The sequence below is a fragment of the Pseudomonas songnenensis genome (assembly GCF_003696315.1).
Taxonomy (GTDB): Bacteria; Pseudomonadota; Gammaproteobacteria; order Pseudomonadales; family Pseudomonadaceae; genus Stutzerimonas; species Stutzerimonas songnenensis.
Genome location: NZ_RFFN01000002.1, coordinates 884,196 through 906,312, shown reverse-complemented (window position 1 = coordinate 906,312; position 22,117 = coordinate 884,196). Strand labels below are relative to the sequence as shown.

Sequence of the window (22,117 nt, the reverse complement as noted above, 5' to 3'; positions counted from 1 at the left end):
GTTTATTTCAGTTTTGTTCGGGCAGCCGTTAGAGGCTGCGCTTTCGCTAGTGAAAGTCGTGGTTGCCTATATATGTGGCAACGGTCCATCGGCAGTATAGGCGCAGCAGCACTTCCTTCATTCCAGTCGCTTCAACCATTACACTGACAGGCCATCCACTCAGCCACGGCTCCCCGATGCCCCTACAATGCGATGCACCGCTAGACCTGCTGCTGTTTCCTACTTGGCTTGTCCCCGTGGAACCGGCCGGCGTAGTGTTCAAAGGGCACGGTCTTGGCATTCGCGACGGGCGCATCGCGCTGATAGCACCGCGTGCTGAGGCGCTCAAGCACAGCGCCATCGAAACCCAGGAACTGCGAGGAATGCTACTCGCACCGGGGCTGGTCAATGCTCACGGGCATGCCGCCATGACGTTGTTCCGTGGCCTGGCCGATGACTTGCCGTTACAGCGCTGGCTTAAAGAGCACATCTGGCCCGCCGAATCGCGCTGGGTAGATGAAGACTTCGTTCGCTGCGGCACCGAACTGGCGATTGCCGAGCAATTGAAGAGCGGGATCACCTGCTTTTCGGATATGTATTTCCATCCCAACGTGGCGAGCGAACTGGTCCATAAGCATGGTGTAAGGGCGCAGATCACCATCCCGGTTTTCGACTTCGCTATTCCCGGCGCACGGGATGCCGATGAAGCGCTACGCAAGGGCGTCGAGCTGTTCGATGATCTCAAGCACCATCCACGCATCACGGTTGCCTTCGGCCCGCATGCGCCCTATTCAGTGGCGGATGACAAGCTAGAAGATATCCGGATTCTGGTGGCGGAGATGGACGCAGGCATTCACATGCATGTTCACGAGACCGCCCAGGAAGTTCAAGACGCCGTGCAAAGGCATGGAGAGCGCCCGCTGGCGCGGCTGGCGCGACTGCAGCTGCTCGGCCCGCGATTCCAGGCCGTTCATATGACACAGGTAAATGACGACGATCTCGCACTGCTAACCGAGCATAACTGCAGCGTCATCCACTGCCCTGAGTCGAACCTTAAACTCGCCAGTGGTTTCTGCCCGGTTGAACGAATTTGGGAGGCAGGGGTTAATGTGGCTATCGGGACGGACGGCGCCGCGAGCAATAACGACCTGGACCTTTTGGGCGAAACACGCACCGCAGCTTTGTTGGCGAAAGCAGTGGCCGGTTCGGCAACCGCGCTCGACGCGCATCGAGCTTTGCGCATGGCTACGCTCAACGGTGCGCGGGCTCTTGGCATCGAGGAGCACACCGGATCGCTGGAGGTCGGCAAGTTCGCGGACCTCGTCGCTTTCGACCTTTCCGGCCTAGCCCAACAACCGATATACGATCCGGTTTCTCAGTTGATCTATTCCACCAGCAAAGAGTCCGCCCGGCATGTCTGGGTCGGCGGCAAACAGTTGCTAGACAGCGGCCGACTGACTCGGATCGACGAGCAACGCGTTATCGCAAACGCCCGCCAATGGGGCGAAAAAATATCAAGCAGAGAACGAGACCAAGGGTGACTCAATCGAAATTGGGCTGCACCACCGCGACCATATGACATATGAACGAGGGGCCGTATAGGTGCCCCTACTGCATCCTGAGCTGGCAACATTCGCGTTTGCGACTCAAGCTTCTTTTCTCAAGCATTCAAAACGGACCGAACCATGAGCAACGTCGACCACGCTGAAATCGCTAAATTCGAGGCCCTTGCCCATCGCTGGTGGGACCGCGAAAGCGAATTCAAGCCGCTGCACGAGATCAATCCACTTCGCGTGAACTGGATAGACGAGCATGTTTCGCTGGCAGGCAAAAAGGTCATCGACATCGGCTGTGGCGGCGGGATTCTCAGCGAGGCCATGGCTCAGCGGGGCGCGGCGGTTACCGGTATCGATATGGGCGAGGCACCGCTTTCCGTAGCGCGGCTACACCTTCTCGAGTCGGGCCTGGAGATCGATTACCGGCAGATCACCGCCGAAGCGATGGCAGAGGAAGCACCGGAACAGTTCGACATCGTTACCTGCCTTGAAATGCTCGAGCATGTACCGGACCCTGCATCGGTCATCCGCGCCTGCAGTGCACTGGTCAAGCCAGGCGGTCAGGTGTTCTTCTCGACGATCAATCGCAATCCGAAAGCGTATGCGCTTGCCATCATTGGCGCTGAGTATGTGCTTCAGCTGCTCCCGCGTGGCACACACGATTTCAAGAAGTTCATCCGGCCCTCAGAACTCGGCGCCTGGAGCCGCGACTCCGGACTTGCCGTAAAAGACATAATCGGCCTCACCTACAACCCGCTTACCAAGCACTACAAACTGTCTGCCGACGTCGACGTCAACTACATGATCCAGACAGTCAAGGAGGGATGATGCGCCTGCGCGCTGTTCTGTTCGACATGGACGGTACCCTGCTCGATACCGCTCCGGATTTCATTGCCGTCGCACAAGCGATGAGGGTTGCGCGTGGCCTTGCTCCCGTCCCTGCCCAACAGGTCCGTGACGTGGTGTCGGGAGGCGCGAGGGCAATGGTGCTCAGTGCGTTTGACGTCGATCCGCTGTCAGACGAGTTCGAAGAGCTGCGACTCGAGTTCCTGGAGCGCTATCAGGGACACTGCGCCGTACATAGCCATCTCTACGACGGCATGGCCGAGCTGCTGGACGAGATCGAACAATCCAATCTGCTTTGGGGGGTCGTGACCAACAAGCCACTGCGTTTCGCGGAGCCGATCATGCATCAGCTGGGCCTGGCTTCACGTTCCGCCGTACTGGTCTGCCCTGACCACGTTGCCAGAAGCAAACCCGATCCAGAGCCGATGCTACTTGCTTGCAAACAGCTCAACCTCGATCCGTCTGCGGTTCTGTTCGTCGGCGACGACCTTCGCGATATCGAGTCCGGTCGCGCGGCCGGCAGTAGAACCGCCGCGGTGCGCTATGGCTATATCCACCCCGAAGACAACCCCAGCAACTGGGGTGCAGATGTAGTCGTGGACCATCCGCTGGAGCTTCGGGAAGTTCTGGATCGGGCCCTCTGCAGCTGTTAAGCACCAACAGCAACCCACCGCCCAATTGCTCACGAATATGTTGAGCACTTATTACCTGACGATTTATGAGGCATCCGATGTTCGAATACTCCGCCCGCCCGGACCTGCTCAAAGGGCGCATCATTCTGGTAACCGGAGCTGGTCGCGGTATCGGCGAAGCAGCGGCAAAAGCCTACGCCGCTCACGGCGCGACCGTACTACTGCTTGGCAAGAACGAAGACAACCTGAATCGTGTTTATGACGACATCGAGGCGGCCGGCCATCCGCACCCTGCCGTCATCCCGTTCAACCTGGAAACCGCCCTGCCGCACCAGTACGACGAGCTGGCGGCGATGATAGAGCGTGAGTTCGGCCATCTTGACGGACTGCTGCACAACGCAGCGATCGTCGGCCCACGTACGCCACTGGAACAACTGTCCGGCGACAACTTCATGCGCGTGATGCAGGTAAATGTGAACGCGATGTTCATGCTTACCAGTACCCTGCTACCGCTGCTCAAGCTCGCCGAAGATGCCTCGGTGATCTTCACGTCAAGCAGCGTCGGTCGCAAAGGACGTGCTTACTGGGGCGCCTACGCGGTATCAAAATTCGCCACGGAAGGTCTGATGCAGGTACTCGCCGACGAGGTGGATGAAACCGCGCCGGTGCGCGCCAACAGCATCAACCCCGGCGCAACCCGCACCGATATGCGTGCCAAGGCATATCCCGGCGAGAATCCGCAGGTCAATCCGCTGCCCGAAGAGATCATGCCTGTCTATTTGTATCTGATGGGGCCCGACAGCATCGGAGTGAATGGCCAAGCGCTGGATGCGCAGTAGTCAGGCCCTGCAGAAACAAAAACGCTGCGCAATGGCATCACACCATTGCGCAGCGCTGGATACACCAATCAGGTGCGTTTGCTGCGCCCGAAGCCCGGACGCTGCCCATCGCCGGCCGGCCTTTTGCCTGGCCCCGACGGACGCCCTGTCCCATCGTTGCGCTTGCCGCCTTTACGCGCGTCGCCCGGACGCTCGGCGACAGGTGTCCCGCGCGTCTTTTCGCTACGCCCTTCGCTGACACGCGGCTTACGCCCGCCCTGATCGTCCCGCTGCGCCCGCGGCTTGTCCGAACCGGCTACATCAGCTTCATTTGACGAGCGAAGTACACGGGGCCGACGCTCGCCTCGACCAAGCGGCTTTGCCACCTTGCGCTGCATGCGGTCGATCTTTTCCTTGGCCTTCGCTTTCATGCTCGGCAGGGCAACCGGTTTGAGCCCGACCTCCTGGCTGAGGATGTCCACTTCGCTTTGCGACATCTCGCGCCAGCGCCCCATCGGCAGATCCGACGTCATGAATACAGGACCGAAACGAACCCGCTTCAGGCGGCTGACGACCAGTCCCTGGGATTCCCAGAGCCGACGAACCTCGCGGTTGCGTCCTTCCATCACGACACAGTGGTACCAATGGTTGAACCCTTCACCGCCAGGCGCTTCCTGGATGTCGGTAAAGCGCGCAGGACCGTCCTCAAGCATGACGCCGGTCTTCAGTCGCTCGATCATTTCGTCGTCGACCTCCCCGCGCACGCGTACCGCATACTCGCGGTCCATTTCATACGAAGGGTGCATCAGGCGATTGGCCAGCTCTCCGTCGGTGGTGAAGAGCAAAAGACCGGTTGTATTGATGTCCAGACGGCCGATGTTGATCCAACGGCCCTCTTTCGGTCGAGGCAAACGATCGAAAACGGTCGGACGCCCTTCGGGGTCATTGCGGGTGCAAATCTCGCCGTCGGGCTTGTTGTAGATCAGTACGCGCCGTACGACTTCATTCGCCTCTTCCCGCTTGAGCAGGCGGCCATCGACAGCAATGGCGTCATGCGAGTCGACCCGCTGGCCAAGGCTCGCAACAGCACCGTTGACCTTTACGCGGCCTTCAACGATCCATTTTTCGACATCACGACGCGAAGCCATGCCCAGGCGGGCCAGGACCTTCTGCAGCTTTTCGCCATGGGTTACGTGAGTGCTTGTTTCTTCGTGCTCGGTCATCTGGGCACCTCCCGGTGTGGCAATCCGATTGAAAGGGCGCGAATCATACGCGCATAGCGGCTGCTACGCACCAACGACAGCGTAGCAGCGATTCGGAACGAGGCATCTCGGCGCTATGCCAATGCGGCAAGGGCATCGGCAGTACGCTGCTGAATGCTTGGCCAGTCAGCATCACTGAAGCTTTTGCTATCGATCATCCAGGTTCCCCCGACGCACATCACGTTCGGCAGGGCCAGATAACTGGCAGCATTCGCCGCCGTTACCCCACCGGTCGGACAAAAGCGAACGTCGGTGAAAGGGCCGCCCAACGCTTTCAACGCAGCAACACCGCCGCAAACCTCAGCCGGAAAGAGCTTGAAGCGGCGATAGCCGAGCGCATACCCCTCCATCAGATCGGACGCGCTACTGATGCCTGGCAGCAGCGGCACCGAGCAGCTCACCCCCGCCTCCAGAATCTCCCGTGTCGAGCCGGGCGTGACGATGAACTGGGCCCCAGCTGCTTCCACCTCATCCATCATCCGACGGTCAAGCACCGTACCCGCGCCGACACAAAGATCGGGCCGCTCTTCGCGCAGCCGCCGAATCGCCGTCAGACCATGGCTGGAGCGCAATGTGATCTCCAGCGTGCGCAGACCGCCATCGGCAAGCGCATCGGCAAGCGGCAGAATCTGCTCTTCGCTGCCTATCGTGATGACTGGCAGGATGCGCGCATCCATGCAGATTCTTTCAATCAAGGCGTTTTTCTGGTCCATGGTCATGCAAGAGTCCTCGGGCCTCATGGGCACCAGTAAATCTCGAGCGGAGAATGAAGGAACGCACGGATCGGCATTTGCAGCGGATCGGCATGCAATGCGGCGCGCAAGGTTTCGAGTTTGTCGGATCCCTGAATGGCCAGGCACTGCATCCGTGCGCAGGACAGAAGCGGAAAAGTCATTGTCAGACGAGCTTGCGGCTCCACCGGAGCCTGCATTGGCAGACAACGCTCCGGACAGTCTGGACGCAGCGCGTGTGCCAGGTTCGGATTACCCGGGAACAGTGAGGCTGTGTGGCCATCGTCGCCCATGCCGAGCACGAGTACGTCGATGGGCCGCTGAAGCTGCTCCAGCGCACGTTCGGCCAGCGCTGCTGCCTGAGCAAGGGAATCGGCAGGCTGATACAGCCCGATCAGTCGGGCTTCGCTGGCTGCGTTCTGAAGCAAGTGGCGACGCACCAATCCTTCGTTGCTTGCCGGTTCGCCAGTCGGAATCCAGCGCTCGTCGGCAAGGCTGATCTGAACCTTCGTCCAGTTCAGTTCTCGTTTCGAAAGCTCTTCGAAGAACAGGATGGGGCTGCGCCCACCAGACACGACCAGGCTGGCTGTTCCATGGGTTTGCACCGCATAGGCGAGCGCACCTGCAACACAATCAGCCATCAACGCGGCCTGACGCTGCGGGTCAGCCGAACTGTGAGCGATAACGCCGATTGGTAGATCGAGCTCAAAGATCGCCATACCACGCCCTCCCATCACGTGTGATCAATGCAATCGAAGCGACCGGCCCCCAGGAGCCCGCCGGATACAGCTTGAGCTCAGCGCCGAGGCGATTCCAGCCCTCGATAAGCTGATCGCACCATTGCCACGCATATTCGATTTCATCCCTGCGGACGAACAGGTTCTGATTGCCTTGCATGACCTCGAGTAGCAGCCGCTCGTAAGCGTCGGGAATACGGGTGCTCTTGTAGGTTTCGGAGAAGTTCAGCTGCAGCGGCCCACTGCGCAGATGCATACCTTTGTCCAGCCCCTGCTCCTTGGTCATGACTTGCAGCGAGATGCCCTCGTCAGGCTGCAACCGAATGATCAGGCGATTGCTGATCAATGCACGCTGTTCCGGCGCGAAGATGTAGAAAGGCGGCTCTTTGAAATGGATGACGATCTGCGACAACTTCTGTGCCATGCGTTTGCCGGTCCGCAGATAGAACGGCACGCCAGACCAACGCCAGTTACAGATATCGGCGCGCAACGCGACGAAGGTTTCCGTGCTGCTCTGGGCGTTGGAATTTTCCTCGTCGAGATAGCCCGGGACCGAAACGCCCGCAATGTTTCCAGCTGCGTACTGACCACGAACCACTCGCTGATGGATCGACTCCGCCGTGATCGGCGCCAGCGCTTTGAGTACCTTCACCTTCTCATCGCGAATGCTATCGGCGGTGAGGTTGCTCGGCGGATCCATGGCTATCAGGCAGAGTAACTGCAGCAGATGGTTCTGGACCATGTCGCGCAGCTGGCCGGCCTGATCGAAATAGCCCCAGCGTCCTTCGATCCCCACTGTCTCCGCCACGGTGATTTCGACATGGGAGATGTGGTGCTGATCCCACTGCGTTTCGAACAGACTGTTGGCGAACCGCAGCGCGATCAGATTCTGAACCGTTTCCTTGCCCAGATAATGGTCGATGCGATAGATACGGCTCTCTGGAAAATGCTCGGCAACCGCATCGTTGATGACGCGCGAGGAATGCAGGTCGTGCCCTATCGGCTTCTCCAGCACGACTCGCGTCTGCTCGGACAGCCCCACCGAGGCGAGCGACTTGCAAATATCCCCGTATACAGCCGCGGGTGTTGCGAAATAGGCGATCAAGGGCTGGTCGACTGGAACCGATTCGCGCAGTGCCGCGTAATCCTCTGGGCGACGAAAATCCATCGAGACGTAACTCAGGCGAGCGCTGAAGCGCTCCAGCGCACTTTCATCGAGCTCGCTGGCAGGAACTCGCGCACGCAACGCCTGAACGATCCGCGCCTCATGCAGCGCAGACTCACCCCGCTCGCGGGAAAGCGCCAGAATCCGCGTGTCGGGATGCAGAAGACCGGCACGGTCGAGCTGATACAAGGCCGGAAACAGCTTGCGCAGCGCCAGGTCACCCAAGGCGCCAAACAACGAAAAAGTGATGGATTCTACCGTGATGCCTGGCATGGTCCGTCCGCTTGGGTGCTGGGTCAGTGGCATGCAGCGCGCATAACGCTGATCATCCGATCAGACAACTGCCGTTCAGATCATCGCTACATGCAACAGACCTGCTTCACGAGACAAATACTCAGATCCGACCATCTCGCTCGTCCGCTTTCTCCAGCCAGACACCTGTTCGTCGCGCAGGAACAGGCTGTGGTCCGTCAGCTCAATGCTCCTCGAGGCGCGAGCGAAACAGTGCCTGGTGCTTCCGGCACTGCTGCGCGGCCAACAGGAATACCCCATGCCCGCCGCGTGAAAATTCCAGCCAGGTGAAATCCACTTCCGGGTACAGCGCCTGCACATGGATCTGGCTGTTACCGACTTCGACGATCAGAGTACCGTCATCGGTCAGGTGGTCCGCTGCTTCGGCAAGCATTCGACGCACCAGATCGAGACCGTCTTCACCACACGCCAGCCCCAAGGCGGGCTCGTGGTGAAATTCCTCCGGCATATCGCCGAAATCTTCGGCATCGACATATGGCGGGTTAGAAACGATCAGATCGAAACGCTGATTGGGCAAGCCATCGAAACCATCGCTTTGCACGGTGTACACGCGTTCTTCAAGGCCATGTTGCTCGACGTTGCGATTGGCCACCTCGAGCGCATCGAACGATAGATCCGCCAGCACCACCTCTGCTTCGAGAAACTCGTACGCGCAGGCAATGCCGATGCAACCCGAGCCGGCGCACAGATCAAGTATCCGCTTCGGCGTACCAGGCAGCCACGGTTCGAAGCGATGCTCGATAAGCTCGCCAATAGGCGATCGAGGAATCAATACGCGCTCATCGACAATGAATGGCAAGCCACAAAACCAGGCCTGCCCAAGTAGATAAGCGGTCGGCACGCGATCCTCGATGCGCCGGCGTAGCAGGTTCTGCAGGTGCTCGCATTCGTCCTGCTCCAGACGACAGTCCAGGTAGCTGTCGGACATTTCCCACGGCAAATGCAACGCGCCCAGTACCAACTGCCGAGCATCGTCCCAGGCGTTATCGGTGCCATGGCCGAAAAACAATTGTTCTGCCTGGAAACGACTGACAGCCCAACGAATATAGTCACGCAGCGTACGCAAGCGGGAGAGCGAAGCGGTCACGAAGACGTCTCCTGTAGAAAAGGGCGCGAGTGTAGCAGGCATCCAGAAAACTCGGGCCACGCGACGGCCATCGACGGGTATGCTGGCCCTCACAGTTGCCCATTTTGTAAATGCCCAATTGGTTACAAGCATTCATCGGCGGCTGGCATTACCCTTCGGGGCCGCACGAAAAGCCCGCACGCAGACTGCAAAGCGTATTCACGACCGCGCTAAGCAATGAGCACGACGAGCGGCGAAACATGCGCCGGACGGTTCACATCGCCGCGTTCTGGCGCCACAATCAGCCCCCTCACAGCACAAGGAGCCGACAATGACCAAGCCACAGACCATGCTTCAGCTCAGTGGCCGGAGCTATAACCCGGCTACGCTGACGAATGCCACCCTGTTGGTCATCGATGTGCAGGAAGAATATCGCAGCGGTGTTCTGGCCTTGCCTGCGCTGGACCGGGCACTTCCTGAAATCACCCGGCTATTGGCCGCCGCGCGCGAAGCCGGCGCGCCGATCGTACATGTGCATCACCTTGGCATCAGCGGCGGCCTTTTCGATCCACAGGGCTTTCGCGGACAGATCATGCCTGAAGCCGCTCCGCTGCCTGGCGAGGCCGTGGTTGCCAAGCGCCTCCCGAATGCATTCTCCGGCACAGAACTGCATGAACTGCTGCAGAAACTGGGACGTCTTGATCTGATCGTTTGCGGATTCATGACGCACTCGAGTGTCAGTACCACCGTTCGCGCCGCCAAGGATTACGGCTACCGTTGCACCTTGGTCGACAGCGCTTGCGCCACGCGTAATCTTCCGATGGGCGACGGCAGCATCGATGCCGAGCAGGTCCACCGTATCGAGATGACTATCCTCGCGGACAATTTCGCCGTTTGCGTCCAGGATGTAGCGGCGCTTGCTCGCTAGGCCCTATCTGGCTGGCCCATGTACGTCATTCAGTCGTCCTTTGACGACAACAGCTGTCTCGACAGATAAGTGCCTGGACGGAACGCCTATCCGCCAGGCGCAGTGGCTGGGGTAAACTGCCTGCCTGTTTGGAGGCTCCATGCAAGACGACGACTTTTCCCTCTTCCAATCTGCCGTGCGCGGCGTCAAACCGATCAAGCACGACCGTGCCGAGACTGGCAAGGCACGTAGCAATCGTGAACAGATCGCCACCCGCCGCAGCAATGCCACCGTAAGCAATGACACGACTCGCGTCGATGGCCTGTCGGATCAGTTCGTCATCGATGTGGGTGCCGAGGACGAGCTGTACTGGGCTCGCGACGGCGTGCAAGACAGCCAGGTCCGCAAACTCAAAGCCGGTCAGATTCCATTCGAAGGCAGCCTCGATCTGCATGGCATGAGTGTCGAGAAGGCCCGCGAGCTGTTGTGGGACTTCATCGCCGAAGCAACACGGCTCGAAGTACGCTGCGTCCGGGTTACCCATGGAAAGGCCGCACGACTGGACGGCAAGCGGCCGCTGATCAAGAGCCACGTCAACACCTGGCTGCGGCAACATCCTCAGGTGCTCGGCTTCACGTCCTGCCTGCCACGCCATGGCGGAACCGGCGCCATTTACGTGATGCTCAAGCGCACCATGCTCGAAGGCAGGGATGAATGAAACACACCAAGCAGATTACTCGGAATACTTGCCAGCCAAGCGGCCGCCCCCTACCCTTCGCCTTCGCGACCTCATGAAGCCTGACAGGTAGTTCAATGTCCCTGGAACAACACTACACCGCGATCCTTGGCCAACTTGGCGAGGACGTTAGCCGCGAAGGCCTGCTCGACACGCCCAAGCGCGCGGCCAAAGCCATGCAGTACCTGTGCAAGGGCTATCAGCAGACCCTTGAAGAAGTCACCAACGGTGCGCTGTTCAGCTCGGATAACAGCGAAATGGTGTTGGTCAAGAATATCGAGCTGTATTCGCTGTGCGAGCATCACATGCTGCCTTTCATCGGCAAGGCTCATGTTGCTTATTTGCCCAACGGTAAGGTGCTCGGCCTGTCGAAGGTCGCCCGAATCGTAGACATGTATGCGCGCCGCCTGCAGATTCAGGAGAACCTGACCCGCGAAATCGCCGAGGCGATGCAGCAGGTTACTGGTGCATCAGGGGTCGCGGTGGTCATCGAGGCGCAACATATGTGCATGATGATGCGCGGCGTCGAGAAGCAGAATTCATCGATGGTCACATCGGTGATGCTCGGCCAGTTCCGCGAGAATGCGGCAACCCGCAGCGAGTTTCTCGGTCTGGTGAAGTGATGCCTGCCGCACAGTAAAACAGGGCCCTTGCGGCCCTGTTTTTCGTTCAATCGTACATACCGACATGCCGCGGATGGCTGGCGACGCGTTGCAGCCACTGGCGGATCGCGGGATAGCCTTCCAGTTGAAAACCGCCTTCCTCAGCCACGTGTGTATAGGCATATAGCGCAACGTCGGCGATCGAGTAATGCTCCCCGACCAGGTACGGTGTGCGCTGCAGTTGCTGCTCCATCACGTTCAGTGCGTGATAGCCGTCCAGCTGTTTGGCCTCGTACTCTTCGCGTCGGTCCTCCGGCATACCGAGGTAGACCTTGATGTAACGGGCTACTGCCAAGAAGGGCTCGTGGCTGTATTGCTCAAAGAACTGCCACTGCAGCACCTGTGTGCGCAAGCGCGGGTCAGTCGGCAGAAACTCACTGCCCTCGGCCAGATAGTTCAGGATGGCATTCGACTCCCAAAGGCAGGTGCCATCTTCCAGTTCCAGAACCGGAATCTTGCCGTTCGGATTCTTCTTCAGAAACTCCTCGGAACGGGATTCACCCCGCAGGACGTTGATCGGAATCCATTCATAAGGCTTGTCCAGCAGATGAAGCATCAGCTTGATCTTGTAGCAATTACCCGACCTGTAATCGCCATAGACTTTCAACATGGTCTCCCCTCCCGATCGACCCGCGTCGCGGGTCAGCTATAACCTCTCAGGCAGCTTCCCGCGCGCTGGCTTCGCGAATGACCTTCGCCAACCGACACAATCCTTCCCCCATTCGCTCGCCGGCAACATGGCTGAAATTCAGCCGCAGGTAACCGGGGTTCGCGTCCGGATCGACAAAGAACGGCTCGCCGGGCATGAACACGACGTCTTCAGCCAGCGCCTGATTGAGCAGCGTCCGCGTGTCCAGCGGCTGCTTCAGCGTCAACCAGAAAAACAGCCCGCCCTGCGGCAATTCCCAGGTAGCCAGGTCGCTGAAGTGCTCGTCCAACGCCGCCTGCATGGCATCGCGGCGCACTCGGTAGAACTCGCGCAACTGTTCGAGATGCGCCTGGTAATGGTCGCTGCCCAGCCATTGCAGCGCCTGCCATTGTCCGATCCGATTGGTATGCAGATCCGCGGATTGCTTCAGGCGCAGCAGATAAGGAAACAGGTCCGGGGACGCAATCAGGTAGCCCACTCGCAAACCCGGCAGCAGGGTCTTGGATACCGTGCCGGTGTAGATCCAGCTGGCCCGCTGGAGACGCGACACGATGGGCCTGGCACTGCCCTGATCGAACACAAGTTCGCGGTACGGCTCGTCTTCCAGCAGCGTCACACCGAACTCGTCCAGCAACGCAGCGACAGCGTCACGCTTGTGTTCGCTATAGCGCACGGCAGAGGGATTCTGGAAGGTCGGGATCAGATAGGCGAAAGCTGGTGTATGTTGCTCCAGCGTGGCGCGCAAGGCGTCCAGATCCGGACCATCAGCGTGTTGCGGCACCGCCAGACAATGTGCGCCGAACAGCTGGAAGGATTGAAGTGCAGCAAGATAGGTTGGTGCTTCGACCAACACCTCCGTGCCCACGTCGATAAATAGCTTCGAGGCAAGATCCAGTGTTTGCTGCGATCCACTGACGATCAGCACCTGGCTGGCCTCGCAAGGCACGCCCAGCGCTCGCGCCTGGGCGGCAATGGCCTCACGCAGAGCGGGTTCGCCCTCACTCATACCGTACTGCCCCATGCTCGCCGGCAATTCGGCCCAATCGACCGCCGGCAGCATCGCCTCCGCCGGCAGCCCACCGGCAAAGGACATCACTTCCGGGCGCTGGGCTGCGGCAAGAATTTCACGAATGAGAGAACTTTTAAGACGAGTAATGCGTTCGGAGAAGGCCATTTCCATACCAGATGCGAGGCGCTGCAAAATAAGTCAAACTTCTTGACCGAAATTACGCCTCCCACGATAAATACGTCAATATGCCTGACCTAAAAAAAAGCGCAGTGCAGCGCCAGATAATGGAAAGCTTCTTTCTCGGCTATCAGGCTTTCACGGTCAAGCCTGACGAGATGCTCGCCCGCCGCGGCCTATCCCGCGTGCATCACCGCATTCTTTTCTTTATCGCGAGCTATCCGGACCTGAGCATCAAGGAGTTGCTGAGCTATCTCGGTGTCTCCAAGCAGGCACTGAATACACCGCTACGCCAGCTGATCGAAATGCATCTGGTGGAAAGCCTTACCGCTGAGGATGACAAGCGTAAGCGCATGCTGCGCTTTACCGCACAAGGGGCGAAGCTGGAGCAAGCGCTGCGTCGGGAGCAGGTCAGGCTGCTGCAGCGAGCCTTCGATGATGTCGGCGAGCAAGCCGTGGATGGCTGGCTGGCAGTCAACCAGGCACTTGCCATGGAGAAGGCCAGAGGCTAGGCGAGAACTCGGCGACTCGAGCGGACGGCATCATCGTTCACTTTCCCACAGACACAAAAAAGGGCGACCGAAGTCGCCCTTTTTCATGAAGAACCCGAACTTAGTTCTGGTTTTCCATCTGAGCACGGATCAGATCACCAATGGTGGTCGGGCCAGTGCTTTCTACGTCCTGCTTGGTGCGCAGCTCTTTCATCGCATCCTTTTCGTCTTCGACGTCTTTGGACTTGATGGACAGGCTGATCACGCGGGACTTGCGGTCGATGCTGATGATCTTGGCTTCGACTTCGTCGCCTTCCTTCAGCACGTTGCGCGCGTCTTCAACGCGGTCACGGCTGATTTCGGACGCCTTCAGGGTCGCTTCGATATCGTTGCCCAGATCGATGATGGCGCCTTTGGCGTCAACTTCTTTCACAGTACCGCGAACGATGCTGCCCTTGTCATTGACGGCGGCGTAGTTGGAGAACGGATCGTCTTCCAGCTGCTTGATGCCCAGGGAGATACGCTCACGCTCCGGATCGACCGACAGGATGACGGTATCGAGCTCGTCGCCCTTCTTGAAGCGGCGGACGGCTTCTTCGCCCGGCTCGTTCCAGGAGATGTCGGACAGGTGCACCAGACCGTCGATGCCGCCGTCCAGACCAATGAAGATACCGAAATCGGTGATCGACTTGATGGTGCCGGAGATGCGGTCGCCCTTGTTGAACTGGCCAGAGAAGTCTTCCCATGGGTTGGACTTGCACTGCTTGATGCCCAGGGAGATACGACGACGCTCTTCGTCGATGTCCAGAACCATGACTTCCACTTCGTCGCCGACCTGTACGACCTTCGACGGGTGGATGTTCTTGTTGGTCCAATCCATTTCGGAAACGTGTACCAGACCTTCGACGCCTTCTTCCAGCTCAGCAAAGCAGCCGTAGTCGGTGAGGTTGGTGACACGAGCCTGAACGCGGGTGCCTTCCGGGTAACGAGCCTTGATGGCAACCCATGGGTCTTCGCCCAGCTGCTTCAGGCCCAGCGATACACGGTTGCGCTCGCGGTCGAACTTCAGAACCTTGACATCGATCTCGTCGCCAACGTTGACGATCTCCGACGGATGCTTGATACGCTTCCAGGCCATGTCGGTGATGTGCAGCAGACCATCGACGCCGCCTAGGTCAACGAACGCACCGTAGTCGGTGAGGTTCTTGACGATACCCTTGACCTGCTGACCTTCCTGCAGGGATTCCAGCAGAGCTTCGCGCTCGGCGCTGTTCTCGGCTTCCAGCACGCTGCGGCGGGAAACGACAACGTTGTTGCGCTTCTGGTCCAGCTTGATGACCTTGAACTCGAGCTCTTTGCCTTCCAGGTGGGTGGTGTCGCGCACAGGGCGGACATCGACCAGCGAACCCGGCAGGAACGCACGAATACCGTTGACGTCGACGGTGAAGCCACCTTTGACTTTGCCGTTGATGACGCCCTTGACCACTTCTTCTGCAGCGAAAGCCGCTTCCAGAACAATCCAGGATTCCGCGCGCTTGGCCTTTTCACGGGACAGCTTGGTTTCGCCAAAGCCATCTTCAACCGCGTCCAGAGCAACGTGGACCTCGTCACCCACCTTGATGGTCAGCTCGCCCTGCTCGTTGTAGAACTGCTCGACCGGGATGACGCCCTCGGACTTGAGGCCGGCATGCACGGTGACCCAGTCACCGTCGATGTCGACCACGATGCCGGTGATGATGGCGCCCGGCTGCATGTCGAGGGATTTAAGGCTTTCTTCAAAAAGTTCTGCGAAGCTTTCGCTCATGTTGATTCCTGCTGTTTTCAGGCGAGGATCCGCCCAATCTCCACATTCCAGACAATGTGGGTTCATTCATATAAAAAAAGGCCTGTGGGACTGGATCTGGTCTCCCACATGCCTCCTTGTTAACGGCTCCGACACTCACAACTTGGGCTGGGCGTGTCTAGAATCCGTTTGGCCGCCTTTCAGCGTTCCGATCATCCAGCCAAATCGCGGTCGGCGACTTCGCTCAGAATCCTTTGCAGCACTTCTTCGATGGAGAGTGTAGTGGAATCCAGTTGAACGGCATCATCTGCCGGCTTCAGCGGTGCCACCGCACGTTGGGTGTCGCGCTCGTCGCGCTCCCGGATCTCCTCAAGAAGACTCGCGAGATTAACATCATCGCCCCGCGCCTTCAACTGCAAGTACCGCCGACGAGCACGCTCTTCGGCGCTGGCGGTGAGAAATATCTTCAATGGTGCATCGGGGAAAACCACAGTGCCCATGTCGCGTCCGTCGGCAACCAGTCCAGGTGCTTCGCGAAAAGCCTTCTGGCGCTGCAGCAAGGCTGTGCGAACCACCGGCAATGCCGCAACCTGGGATGCACCTGCGCCAACGCTTTCATTGCGAATGGCTTCGGTGACCTCCTCTCCTTCGAGCGTGATGATCATGCCGTGACCGTTACGAGCCGCACCAAACTGGACATCGAGGTGCTCGGCGAGCACTTTCAGCGCCTCTTCGTTGGTCAGATCGACACCGTGGTTACGCGCCGCAAAGGCCAGCAGACGATACAAGGCACCGGAGTCGAGAAAATTCCAGCCAAGCTTGCCCGCAAGCAGAGCAGCAACGGTTCCCTTTCCGGAGCCGCTTGGCCCATCGATGGTGATGACCGGAACGGGCCTGATCATGAATCTCCCTCCGAATGAACCTGCATGCCGGCACGCTGTGCTAACGCCAGGAAGTTGGGGAACGAAGTCGCCACGTTGGCGCAGTCATGGATACGGATCGGACCGCTGGCGCGTAGCGCCGCGACGCTGAAGGACATTGCAATACGATGGTCGCCATGGGCCCAGACTTCGCCGGAGCCTATAGCACCTCCCTCGATGACAATTCCGTCAGGGGTCGGTTCAGCCTTGACACCGAGGGTCTGCAGCCCGTCCGCCATGACCTGGATGCGGTCTGACTCCTTGACCCGCAGCTCCTCGGCACCACGCAGCGTAGTACGACCTTCCGCGCAGGCCGCAGCCACGAAGAGCACCGGGAACTCATCGATAGCCAGAGGCACCAGATCTTCAGGAATATCGATACCCTTGAGCTGCGCTCCACGCACACGGATGTCCGCCACTGGCTCGCCGCCCACCTCGCGTGGATTCTCCAGAGAGATGTCGCCACCCATCAGTTTGAGGATGTCGATCACACCGGTACGGGTCGGATTTACACCAACGTGCTCGAGCACGATTTCCGAGCCCTGAGCGATGCTCGCCGCAACCATGAAAAAAGCCGCCGAAGAGATATCTGCCGGCACCTCAATATGCGTCGCCTGCAGCTTATGCCCGGGCTCGACGAGCGCAGTGCTGCCCTGGACGGACACCGGATAGCCGAAGCCACGCAGCATGCGTTCGGTATGGTCGCGCGTCGGGGCCGGCTCGGTGACCGAAGTCTGGCCGGCGGCATACAGACCAGCCAGCAACAGGCAGGACTTGACCTGGGCACTGGCCATAGGCATCTCGTAATGCATACCTGACAGACGCTGACCACCACGAATGGTCAGCGGAGGCCGCCCTTCCGGAGCCGTCTCGATGACCGCGCCCATCTCGCGCAACGGCTTGGCGACGCGATTCATCGGTCGCTTGGACAGGGACGCATCGCCGGTCAGGGTGGTATCGAACGGCTGCGCCGCGAGCAGACCGGACAGCAGCCGCATGGAGGTCCCGGAGTTGCCCAGGTAGATCGGCCCGGGCGGGGCCTTGAGGCCGTGCAGCCCCACACCATGGACGGTCACGCGCCCCTGATGCGGGCCCTCGATGACGACGCCCATGTCCCGGAACGCCTGAATGGTCGCCAGAGCATCTTCGCCCTCGAGGAAGCCTTCGACTTCCGTCACACCCTCAGCGAGGGAGCCGAGCATGATCGAGCGATGAGAAATGGATTTGTCGCCTGGCACACGCAGATGGCCAGTCAGGCTGCCGCCGGGGTTGGCGAGGAAAACGAGGTCATTGGAATGCATAACGTCCACATAGGCTCGGCGAGCCAGTATTTTACTGAAATGTTCCCGGGCCGCCTTGGCACGTGTAAACACGCCCAACAACCGGTGCCCGTCTCCTTCATCGACCGCGGCGCGCAGTGCGTCGAGATCGGCACGAAAATCGTCCAGGGTGTGCAGCACGGCCTCGCGATTGGCGAGAAAAATGTCGTGCCACATCACCGGGTCGCTACCAGCGATACGGGTGAAATCGCGAAAGCCACCTGCCGCATAACGGAAGATCTCGAGATTCTCATGGCGCTTGGCAAGCGAATCAACCAGACCGAAGGCCAACAGGTGCGGCAGATGACTAGTGGCAGCCAGCACCTCGTCGTGATGGGCGACGTCCATGTGCTCGACGTCTGCACCGAGTGCCGACCAGAGCTTAGTCACCAGCGCGAGCGCTTGTGGATCGGTGTTCTCTACCGGCGTAAGGATGACCTTGTGCCGCCGGAACAGCGTGCTCTTGGCCGCCGTCACGCCACTCAGTTCAGAGCCCGCAATGGGATGGCCAGGGACAAAGCGGGAAGGCATCTCGCCGAACACGTTGCGCGCACAGCGCACCACGTTACCCTTGGCACTGCCGACATCGGTGATCACCGCATCGCCCAGTTCGAGCTTCGCCAGCTCACCGAGCAGCCGCTCCAGCGCAAGGATAGGCGTCGCAAGCTGGATTACGTCAGCCCCGTGACAAGCCTCGGCGAGCGTGTCGGCGCAACGATCCACCACACCCAGTTCGACCGCCAGTTCCCGCGAGCGCGCGTCCAGGTCGAAGCCGATCACTTCGCGACAAAGGCCCGCCTCACGCAAACCTTTGGCGAACGAGCCGCCGATCAGCCCGAGGCCGATCACCACCAGACGATTTACAACAGGCGAAGGCTGCTGGGCGTGACGAACGTGGTTCACTGAGCGAGCACCTGGCGCAGCACATCGAGAAAGCGTGCATTTTCCTGCTCGGTCCCAATTGAGACACGCAGGAACGTTGGCATGCCGTATCCAGCCACAGGCCGCACAATCACGCCCTCGCGCAAGAGGGCCTGATTGATCGGCGCAGCATCACGGGCGAAATCCACCGCGATGAAATTGCCCCGCGACGGAATCCAATCCAGCCCCAACCGGCGAAAGCCAGACTCCAGCTGGACCATTCCGGCGTCATTCACCTTGCGACTGGCGATAAGATAATCAACATCGTCCAGCGCTGCGCAAGCCGCTGCCAGTGCCAGACCATTCACATTGAACGGCTGTCTGACGCGGTTCAGTACGTCGGCGATCACTGGCGAGCTGATGGCGTAGCCGACGCGCAGGGCGGCCAGGCCATAGGCCTTGGAGAAGGTGCGCGAAACCAGCAGGTTCGGATAGTCCGCAAGAAACCTCAGGCCATCCGGCAACTCCTGCCCTTCGGCATATTCGATATAGGCCTCGTCCAGCACCACCAGAACATGCTCCGGGACGCGGGCTAGAAACGAGTCCAGGGCAGCAGCTTCGAACCAGGTTCCTGTCGGATTGTTGGGGTTGGCGACGAAAACCACTCGAGTGTTTTCGTCGATGGCCGCCGCCATTGCATCCAGGTCGTGCCCCCAGTTCTTCGCCGCGACCGCACGACCCTCGGCGCCGACCGCCTGGGTCGCGATCGGATAGACGGCGAAGGCATGTTCGCTGAACACGGCATTCAGCCCCGGTGCCAGGTAGGCGCGAGCGACCAGTTCGAGGATGTCATTGGAACCATTGCCCAACGTCACCTGACCGATGCCGACCGAATAGCGTTCGGCGAGTCGCTTTTTGAGCGCAAAGCCGTTGCCGTCCGGGTAGCGGGTCAGCTCCGAAAGCTCAGCCCTGATAGCGTCGAGCACTTTCGGGCTCGGCCCCAGCGGGTTTTCGTTGCTGGCCAGCTTCACGATTCCAGCAGGGTCCAGATTCAGCTCGCGCGCCAGCTCGTCAACCGGCTTACCCGGCACATAGGGAGACAGCTTCTGCACACCCGGCTGCGCCAGGGCGAGGTAATCACAACTCATAAAAAAGCCTCAGGCCGCAGGCCTCTGGCGGCTGGTACAAGCCGCCCGCCTGTCCCCGCCGCCGCAGCCTGAAGCCGCAATATCAAAGGACTGCTTTGGGATAGGAGCCCAACACTTTCAGCGCCACGGCTTCCTGACCGATCTTCTCCAGCACATCCTTGATCAGCGGATCCTGATGATGACCGAGGAAGTCGATGAAGAACACGTAGGTCCATTTGCCGCTGCGCGACGGCCGCGTCTCGATGCGGGTGAGATCGATGCCGTTGGCGTGGAATGGCACCAGCAGCTCGTGCAGCGCACCCGGCTTGTTGCGCATCGAGACGATGATCGAGGTCTTGTCGTCGCCGGTCGGCGGGACTTCCTGGCTACCGATGATCAGGAACCGCGTGGAGTTATCCGGGCGATCCTCGATCTTCTCGGCCAGCTTGGTCAGACCGTAGAGCTGGGCCGCCATGTCGCCGGCGATGGCCGCCGAGTTCCACTCGCTCTTGACCCGCTTGGCTGCATCTGCATTGCTGGAAACCGCCACCCGCTCGACATTCGGATAATGCGCATCGAGCCACTTGCGGCACTGCGCCAGCGATTGGGCGTGAGAATAGATGCGCGTGATGCGATCGGTCTTGGTGGTCTCACCCACCAGCAGATGGTGATGGATACGCAGCTCCACCTCGCCACAGATGACGATGTCGTGCTCGAGGAAGCTGTCCAGAGTGTGGTTGACTGCACCTTCGGTGGAGTTCTCCACCGGCACCACGCCGAAGTTCACCGCACCGGCGACCACTTCGCGGAACACCTCATCGATGGCTGCCATTGGCGTACTGATGACCGCATGGCCGAAATGCTTGAGCGCCGCAGCCTGGGAAAAGGTACCTTCCGGGCCGAGATAGGCAACCCGAAGCGGCTGCTCCAATGCCAGGCAGGACGACATGATCTCGCGGAACAGGCGGGCCATCTCTTCGTTATCGAGCGGCCCGCGATTGAGTTCCATGATGTGTTTGAGCACCCAGGCTTCGCGCTCCGGACGATAGAACACCGCCGACTCGCCCTCGGCCAGCGCCGCGGTCTTGACCCGGGCCACTTCCTGGGCGCAGCGGGCGCGCTCACTGATCAGGTCAAGAATGCGCTCGTCGAGACTGTCGATTCGAACCCGCAGGGCCTTCAGCTGATCGGCGTCGCTCATCAGCCGCGCTCCTTCTCGAACTCGGCCATGTAGGCCACCAGCGCCTCGACCGCATCCAGGCCGACAGCGTTGTAGATCGAGGCACGCATGCCGCCCACGGAGCGGTGACCTTTCAGGTTCAACAGACCGCGCGCGTCGGCACCGGCCAGGAACGCCTTGTCCAGGCGCTCATCGGCCAGACGGAACGGCACGTTCATCCACGAGCGCGCGTTGACGGCGATCGGGTTGGTGTAGAAATCGCTGGCATCGATGGCGCCGTAAAGCATGTCCTTCTTCGCGCGGTTGCGCTGCTCCATCGCCTCGACGCCGCCCTGCTCCTTGAGCCATTCGAAGACCAGCCCCGAGAGGTACCAGGAAAAGGTTGCCGGCGTGTTGTACATAGAGCCGTTGTCCGCGGCGATCTTGTAGTCGAGCATGGTCGGGCAGGCGGAACGCGCATGGCCGAGCAGGTCTTCACGAACGATGACGACCACCAGCCCGGATGGCCCGATGTTCTTCTGCGCACCGGCGTAAATCAGGCCGAACTTCGAGACATCGATGGTCCGCGAGAGGATATCCGAGGACATGTCGACGACCAGCGGTGTGTCCCCCAGCTCCGGAACCCAGTCGAACTGTAGGCCGCCGATGGTCTCGTTGCTCGCGTAGTGCAGGTACGCTGCGCGCTCGCTCAACTGCCAGTCGTTCTGCCCCGGAATGGCGAAGTAATCGAGCGACTTGGCACTTGCTGCGACGTTGACGTTGCCGAAACGGCGCGCCTCTTCGATCGCCTTGCGCGACCAGATGCCCGTATCGATGTAGTCGGCAACGCCATCTTCCGGCAGCAGGTTCAGCGGAATCTCGGCAAACTGCTGGCTGGCGCCCCCCTGCAGGAACAGCACTTTGTAGTTCGACGGAATCGCCAGCAGGTCGCGCAGATCCTGTTCGGCCTTTTCGGCGATAGCGGTGTACTCGTCGCTACGGTGGCTCATCTCCATGACCGACAGGCCCTTGCCGTGCCAGTCGAGAAGCTCCGCCTGGGCGCGCTGAAGGACGGCTTCGGGAAGCGCAGCCGGACCGGCACAGAAGTTAAAGGCGCGTTTGCTCACTGCTGTTCTCTCGCTCTTGCTCGATGTTGAATCCCGCGGCGCGGCGACCGGTACCTCTACCGGCCGCCGCGCTACCACCTGTTTAC

At 59.9% G+C, this 22,117-nt stretch carries 21 protein-coding genes; 8 read left to right on the top strand and 13 right to left on the bottom strand.

Going from position 1 to position 22,117, the window contains the following annotated elements; all coding sequences use genetic code 11:
• Window positions 1–176: 176 nt before the first annotated feature.
• The 4 genes from EA798_RS08665 (at window position 177) to EA798_RS08650 (ending at window position 3,852) form a co-directional block, all read left to right on the top strand.
• Window positions 177–1,520: a TRZ/ATZ family hydrolase gene (locus EA798_RS08665; RefSeq protein ID WP_122098657.1), complete on the top strand. Its 1,344-nt coding sequence runs from the start codon at window positions 177–179 to the stop codon at window positions 1,518–1,520.
• Window positions 1,521–1,664: 144 nt separating this feature from the next.
• Entirely contained in the window at window positions 1,665–2,363 is a 699-nt protein-coding gene (ubiG, locus tag EA798_RS08660) for a bifunctional 2-polyprenyl-6-hydroxyphenol methylase/3-demethylubiquinol 3-O-methyltransferase UbiG (protein ID WP_106158552.1), read from the top strand.
• Complete coding sequence (gene mupP / locus EA798_RS08655) at window positions 2,363–3,034, top strand: N-acetylmuramic acid 6-phosphate phosphatase MupP (RefSeq protein WP_122098656.1); 672 nt, start codon at window positions 2,363–2,365, stop codon at window positions 3,032–3,034. Before ubiG ends, mupP begins: the two co-directional genes overlap by 1 nt.
• A gap of 77 nt (window positions 3,035–3,111) precedes the next feature.
• Window positions 3,112–3,852, top strand: coding sequence for a YciK family oxidoreductase (locus EA798_RS08650; RefSeq protein WP_106158550.1), 741 nt, complete (start codon window positions 3,112–3,114; stop codon window positions 3,850–3,852).
• A gap of 68 nt (window positions 3,853–3,920) precedes the next feature.
• On the opposite strand, the gene rluB is transcribed toward EA798_RS08650, so the two are convergent.
• From rluB to prmB, 5 genes are all read right to left on the bottom strand, one after another.
• Window positions 3,921–5,054 (bottom strand): 23S rRNA pseudouridine(2605) synthase RluB, encoded by a 1,134-nt coding sequence (rluB, locus tag EA798_RS08645; protein ID WP_122098655.1) that lies wholly within the window; start codon window positions 5,052–5,054, stop codon window positions 3,921–3,923.
• 113 nt (window positions 5,055–5,167) lie between these two features.
• Window positions 5,168–5,812 carry a bifunctional 4-hydroxy-2-oxoglutarate aldolase/2-dehydro-3-deoxy-phosphogluconate aldolase gene (locus EA798_RS08640; protein WP_122098654.1) on the bottom strand — a complete coding sequence of 215 codons (645 nt, stop codon included), beginning with the start codon at window positions 5,810–5,812 and terminating at the stop codon, window positions 5,168–5,170.
• Window positions 5,813–5,829: 17 nt separating this feature from the next.
• Window positions 5,830–6,543, bottom strand: a complete 714-nt coding sequence (gene pgl / locus EA798_RS08635) for a 6-phosphogluconolactonase (RefSeq protein WP_122098653.1) — start codon at window positions 6,541–6,543, stop codon at window positions 5,830–5,832.
• A complete protein-coding gene (zwf, locus tag EA798_RS08630; protein WP_106158546.1) occupies window positions 6,530–7,999 on the bottom strand; it encodes a glucose-6-phosphate dehydrogenase in 1,470 nt (489 codons plus the stop codon). Before zwf ends, pgl begins: the two co-directional genes overlap by 14 nt.
• Window positions 8,000–8,201: 202 nt before the next feature.
• Window positions 8,202–9,167, bottom strand: coding sequence for a 50S ribosomal protein L3 N(5)-glutamine methyltransferase (prmB, locus tag EA798_RS08625; protein WP_167462922.1), 966 nt, complete (start codon window positions 9,165–9,167; stop codon window positions 8,202–8,204).
• 268 nt (window positions 9,168–9,435) lie between these two features.
• Between prmB and EA798_RS08620 the strand changes: the two genes are divergently transcribed.
• From EA798_RS08620 to folE, 3 genes are all read left to right on the top strand, one after another.
• Window positions 9,436–10,032, top strand: a complete 597-nt coding sequence (locus EA798_RS08620; protein ID WP_106158544.1) for a cysteine hydrolase family protein — start codon at window positions 9,436–9,438, stop codon at window positions 10,030–10,032.
• A 139-nt stretch (window positions 10,033–10,171) separates the two neighbouring features.
• The gene (locus EA798_RS08615; protein ID WP_015276823.1) at window positions 10,172–10,729 is read left to right on the top strand and encodes a Smr/MutS family protein; all 558 of its coding nucleotides are present in this window, start codon (window positions 10,172–10,174) and stop codon (window positions 10,727–10,729) included.
• Between the two features lie 95 nt (window positions 10,730–10,824).
• Window positions 10,825–11,370: a GTP cyclohydrolase I FolE gene (gene folE, locus EA798_RS08610; RefSeq protein WP_015276822.1), complete on the top strand. Its 546-nt coding sequence runs from the start codon at window positions 10,825–10,827 to the stop codon at window positions 11,368–11,370.
• A 46-nt stretch (window positions 11,371–11,416) separates the two neighbouring features.
• On the opposite strand, the gene EA798_RS08605 is transcribed toward folE, so the two are convergent.
• Window positions 11,417–12,019 carry a glutathione S-transferase family protein gene (locus EA798_RS08605; RefSeq protein ID WP_106158543.1) on the bottom strand — a complete coding sequence of 201 codons (603 nt, stop codon included), beginning with the start codon at window positions 12,017–12,019 and terminating at the stop codon, window positions 11,417–11,419.
• 46 nt (window positions 12,020–12,065) lie between these two features.
• The gene (locus EA798_RS08600) at window positions 12,066–13,232 is read right to left on the bottom strand and encodes an aminotransferase-like domain-containing protein (RefSeq protein ID WP_122098685.1); all 1,167 of its coding nucleotides are present in this window, start codon (window positions 13,230–13,232) and stop codon (window positions 12,066–12,068) included.
• A gap of 80 nt (window positions 13,233–13,312) precedes the next feature.
• Here EA798_RS08600 and EA798_RS08595 point away from each other — a divergent pair, with 80 nt between their 5' ends.
• Window positions 13,313–13,756 (top strand): MarR family winged helix-turn-helix transcriptional regulator, encoded by a 444-nt coding sequence (locus tag EA798_RS08595; protein WP_122098651.1) that lies wholly within the window; start codon window positions 13,313–13,315, stop codon window positions 13,754–13,756.
• A 100-nt stretch (window positions 13,757–13,856) separates the two neighbouring features.
• Here EA798_RS08595 and rpsA read toward each other — a convergent pair whose 3' ends face one another.
• The 6 genes from rpsA to serC all read right to left on the bottom strand — a co-directional run bounded on the left by rpsA (window position 13,857) and on the right by serC (window position 22,031).
• A complete protein-coding gene (gene rpsA / locus EA798_RS08590; protein WP_003302488.1) occupies window positions 13,857–15,539 on the bottom strand; it encodes a 30S ribosomal protein S1 in 1,683 nt (560 codons plus the stop codon).
• A 191-nt stretch (window positions 15,540–15,730) separates the two neighbouring features.
• A complete protein-coding gene (gene cmk / locus EA798_RS08585; protein WP_106158541.1) occupies window positions 15,731–16,420 on the bottom strand; it encodes a (d)CMP kinase in 690 nt (229 codons plus the stop codon).
• Complete coding sequence (locus EA798_RS08580; protein WP_122098650.1) at window positions 16,417–18,660, bottom strand: bifunctional prephenate dehydrogenase/3-phosphoshikimate 1-carboxyvinyltransferase; 2,244 nt, start codon at window positions 18,658–18,660, stop codon at window positions 16,417–16,419. Before EA798_RS08580 ends, cmk begins: the two co-directional genes overlap by 4 nt.
• Complete coding sequence (gene hisC / locus EA798_RS08575) at window positions 18,657–19,766, bottom strand: histidinol-phosphate transaminase (RefSeq protein WP_122098649.1); 1,110 nt, start codon at window positions 19,764–19,766, stop codon at window positions 18,657–18,659. The genes EA798_RS08580 and hisC overlap by 4 nt, the downstream gene beginning before the upstream one ends.
• Before the next feature lie 82 nt (window positions 19,767–19,848).
• Window positions 19,849–20,946: a prephenate dehydratase gene (gene pheA, locus EA798_RS08570; protein WP_015276815.1), complete on the bottom strand. Its 1,098-nt coding sequence runs from the start codon at window positions 20,944–20,946 to the stop codon at window positions 19,849–19,851.
• A complete protein-coding gene (gene serC, locus EA798_RS08565) occupies window positions 20,946–22,031 on the bottom strand; it encodes a 3-phosphoserine/phosphohydroxythreonine transaminase (protein WP_122098648.1) in 1,086 nt (361 codons plus the stop codon). Before serC ends, pheA begins: the two co-directional genes overlap by 1 nt.
• Window positions 22,032–22,117: the final 86 nt, after the last annotated feature.

Bases quoted from the DNA above. Each gene is read 5' to 3' on its own strand.
- EA798_RS08665 (WP_122098657.1), top strand. From the start codon at position 177: ATGCCCCTACAATGCGATGCACCGCTAGACCTGCTGCTGTTTCCTACT.
- ubiG (WP_106158552.1), top strand. From the start codon at position 1,665: ATGAGCAACGTCGACCACGCTGAAATCGCTAAATTCGAGGCCCTTGCC.
- mupP (WP_122098656.1), top strand. From the start codon at position 2,363: ATGCGCCTGCGCGCTGTTCTGTTCGACATGGACGGTACCCTGCTCGAT.
- EA798_RS08650 (WP_106158550.1), top strand. From the start codon at position 3,112: ATGTTCGAATACTCCGCCCGCCCGGACCTGCTCAAAGGGCGCATCATT.
- rluB (WP_122098655.1), bottom strand. From the start codon at position 5,054: ATGACCGAGCACGAAGAAACAAGCACTCACGTAACCCATGGCGAAAAG.
- EA798_RS08640 (WP_122098654.1), bottom strand. From the start codon at position 5,812: ATGACCATGGACCAGAAAAACGCCTTGATTGAAAGAATCTGCATGGAT.
- pgl (WP_122098653.1), bottom strand. From the start codon at position 6,543: ATGGCGATCTTTGAGCTCGATCTACCAATCGGCGTTATCGCTCACAGT.
- zwf (WP_106158546.1), bottom strand. From the start codon at position 7,999: ATGCCAGGCATCACGGTAGAATCCATCACTTTTTCGTTGTTTGGCGCC.
- prmB (WP_167462922.1), bottom strand. From the start codon at position 9,167: ATGCCTGCTACACTCGCGCCCTTTTCTACAGGAGACGTCTTCGTGACC.
- EA798_RS08620 (WP_106158544.1), top strand. From the start codon at position 9,436: ATGACCAAGCCACAGACCATGCTTCAGCTCAGTGGCCGGAGCTATAAC.
- EA798_RS08615 (WP_015276823.1), top strand. From the start codon at position 10,172: ATGCAAGACGACGACTTTTCCCTCTTCCAATCTGCCGTGCGCGGCGTC.
- folE (WP_015276822.1), top strand. From the start codon at position 10,825: ATGTCCCTGGAACAACACTACACCGCGATCCTTGGCCAACTTGGCGAG.
- EA798_RS08605 (WP_106158543.1), bottom strand. From the start codon at position 12,019: ATGTTGAAAGTCTATGGCGATTACAGGTCGGGTAATTGCTACAAGATC.
- EA798_RS08600 (WP_122098685.1), bottom strand. From the start codon at position 13,232: ATGGCCTTCTCCGAACGCATTACTCGTCTTAAAAGTTCTCTCATTCGT.
- EA798_RS08595 (WP_122098651.1), top strand. From the start codon at position 13,313: ATGCCTGACCTAAAAAAAAGCGCAGTGCAGCGCCAGATAATGGAAAGC.
- rpsA (WP_003302488.1), bottom strand. From the start codon at position 15,539: ATGAGCGAAAGCTTCGCAGAACTTTTTGAAGAAAGCCTTAAATCCCTC.
- cmk (WP_106158541.1), bottom strand. From the start codon at position 16,420: ATGATCAGGCCCGTTCCGGTCATCACCATCGATGGGCCAAGCGGCTCC.
- hisC (WP_122098649.1), bottom strand. From the start codon at position 19,766: ATGAGTTGTGATTACCTCGCCCTGGCGCAGCCGGGTGTGCAGAAGCTG.
- pheA (WP_015276815.1), bottom strand. From the start codon at position 20,946: ATGAGCGACGCCGATCAGCTGAAGGCCCTGCGGGTTCGAATCGACAGT.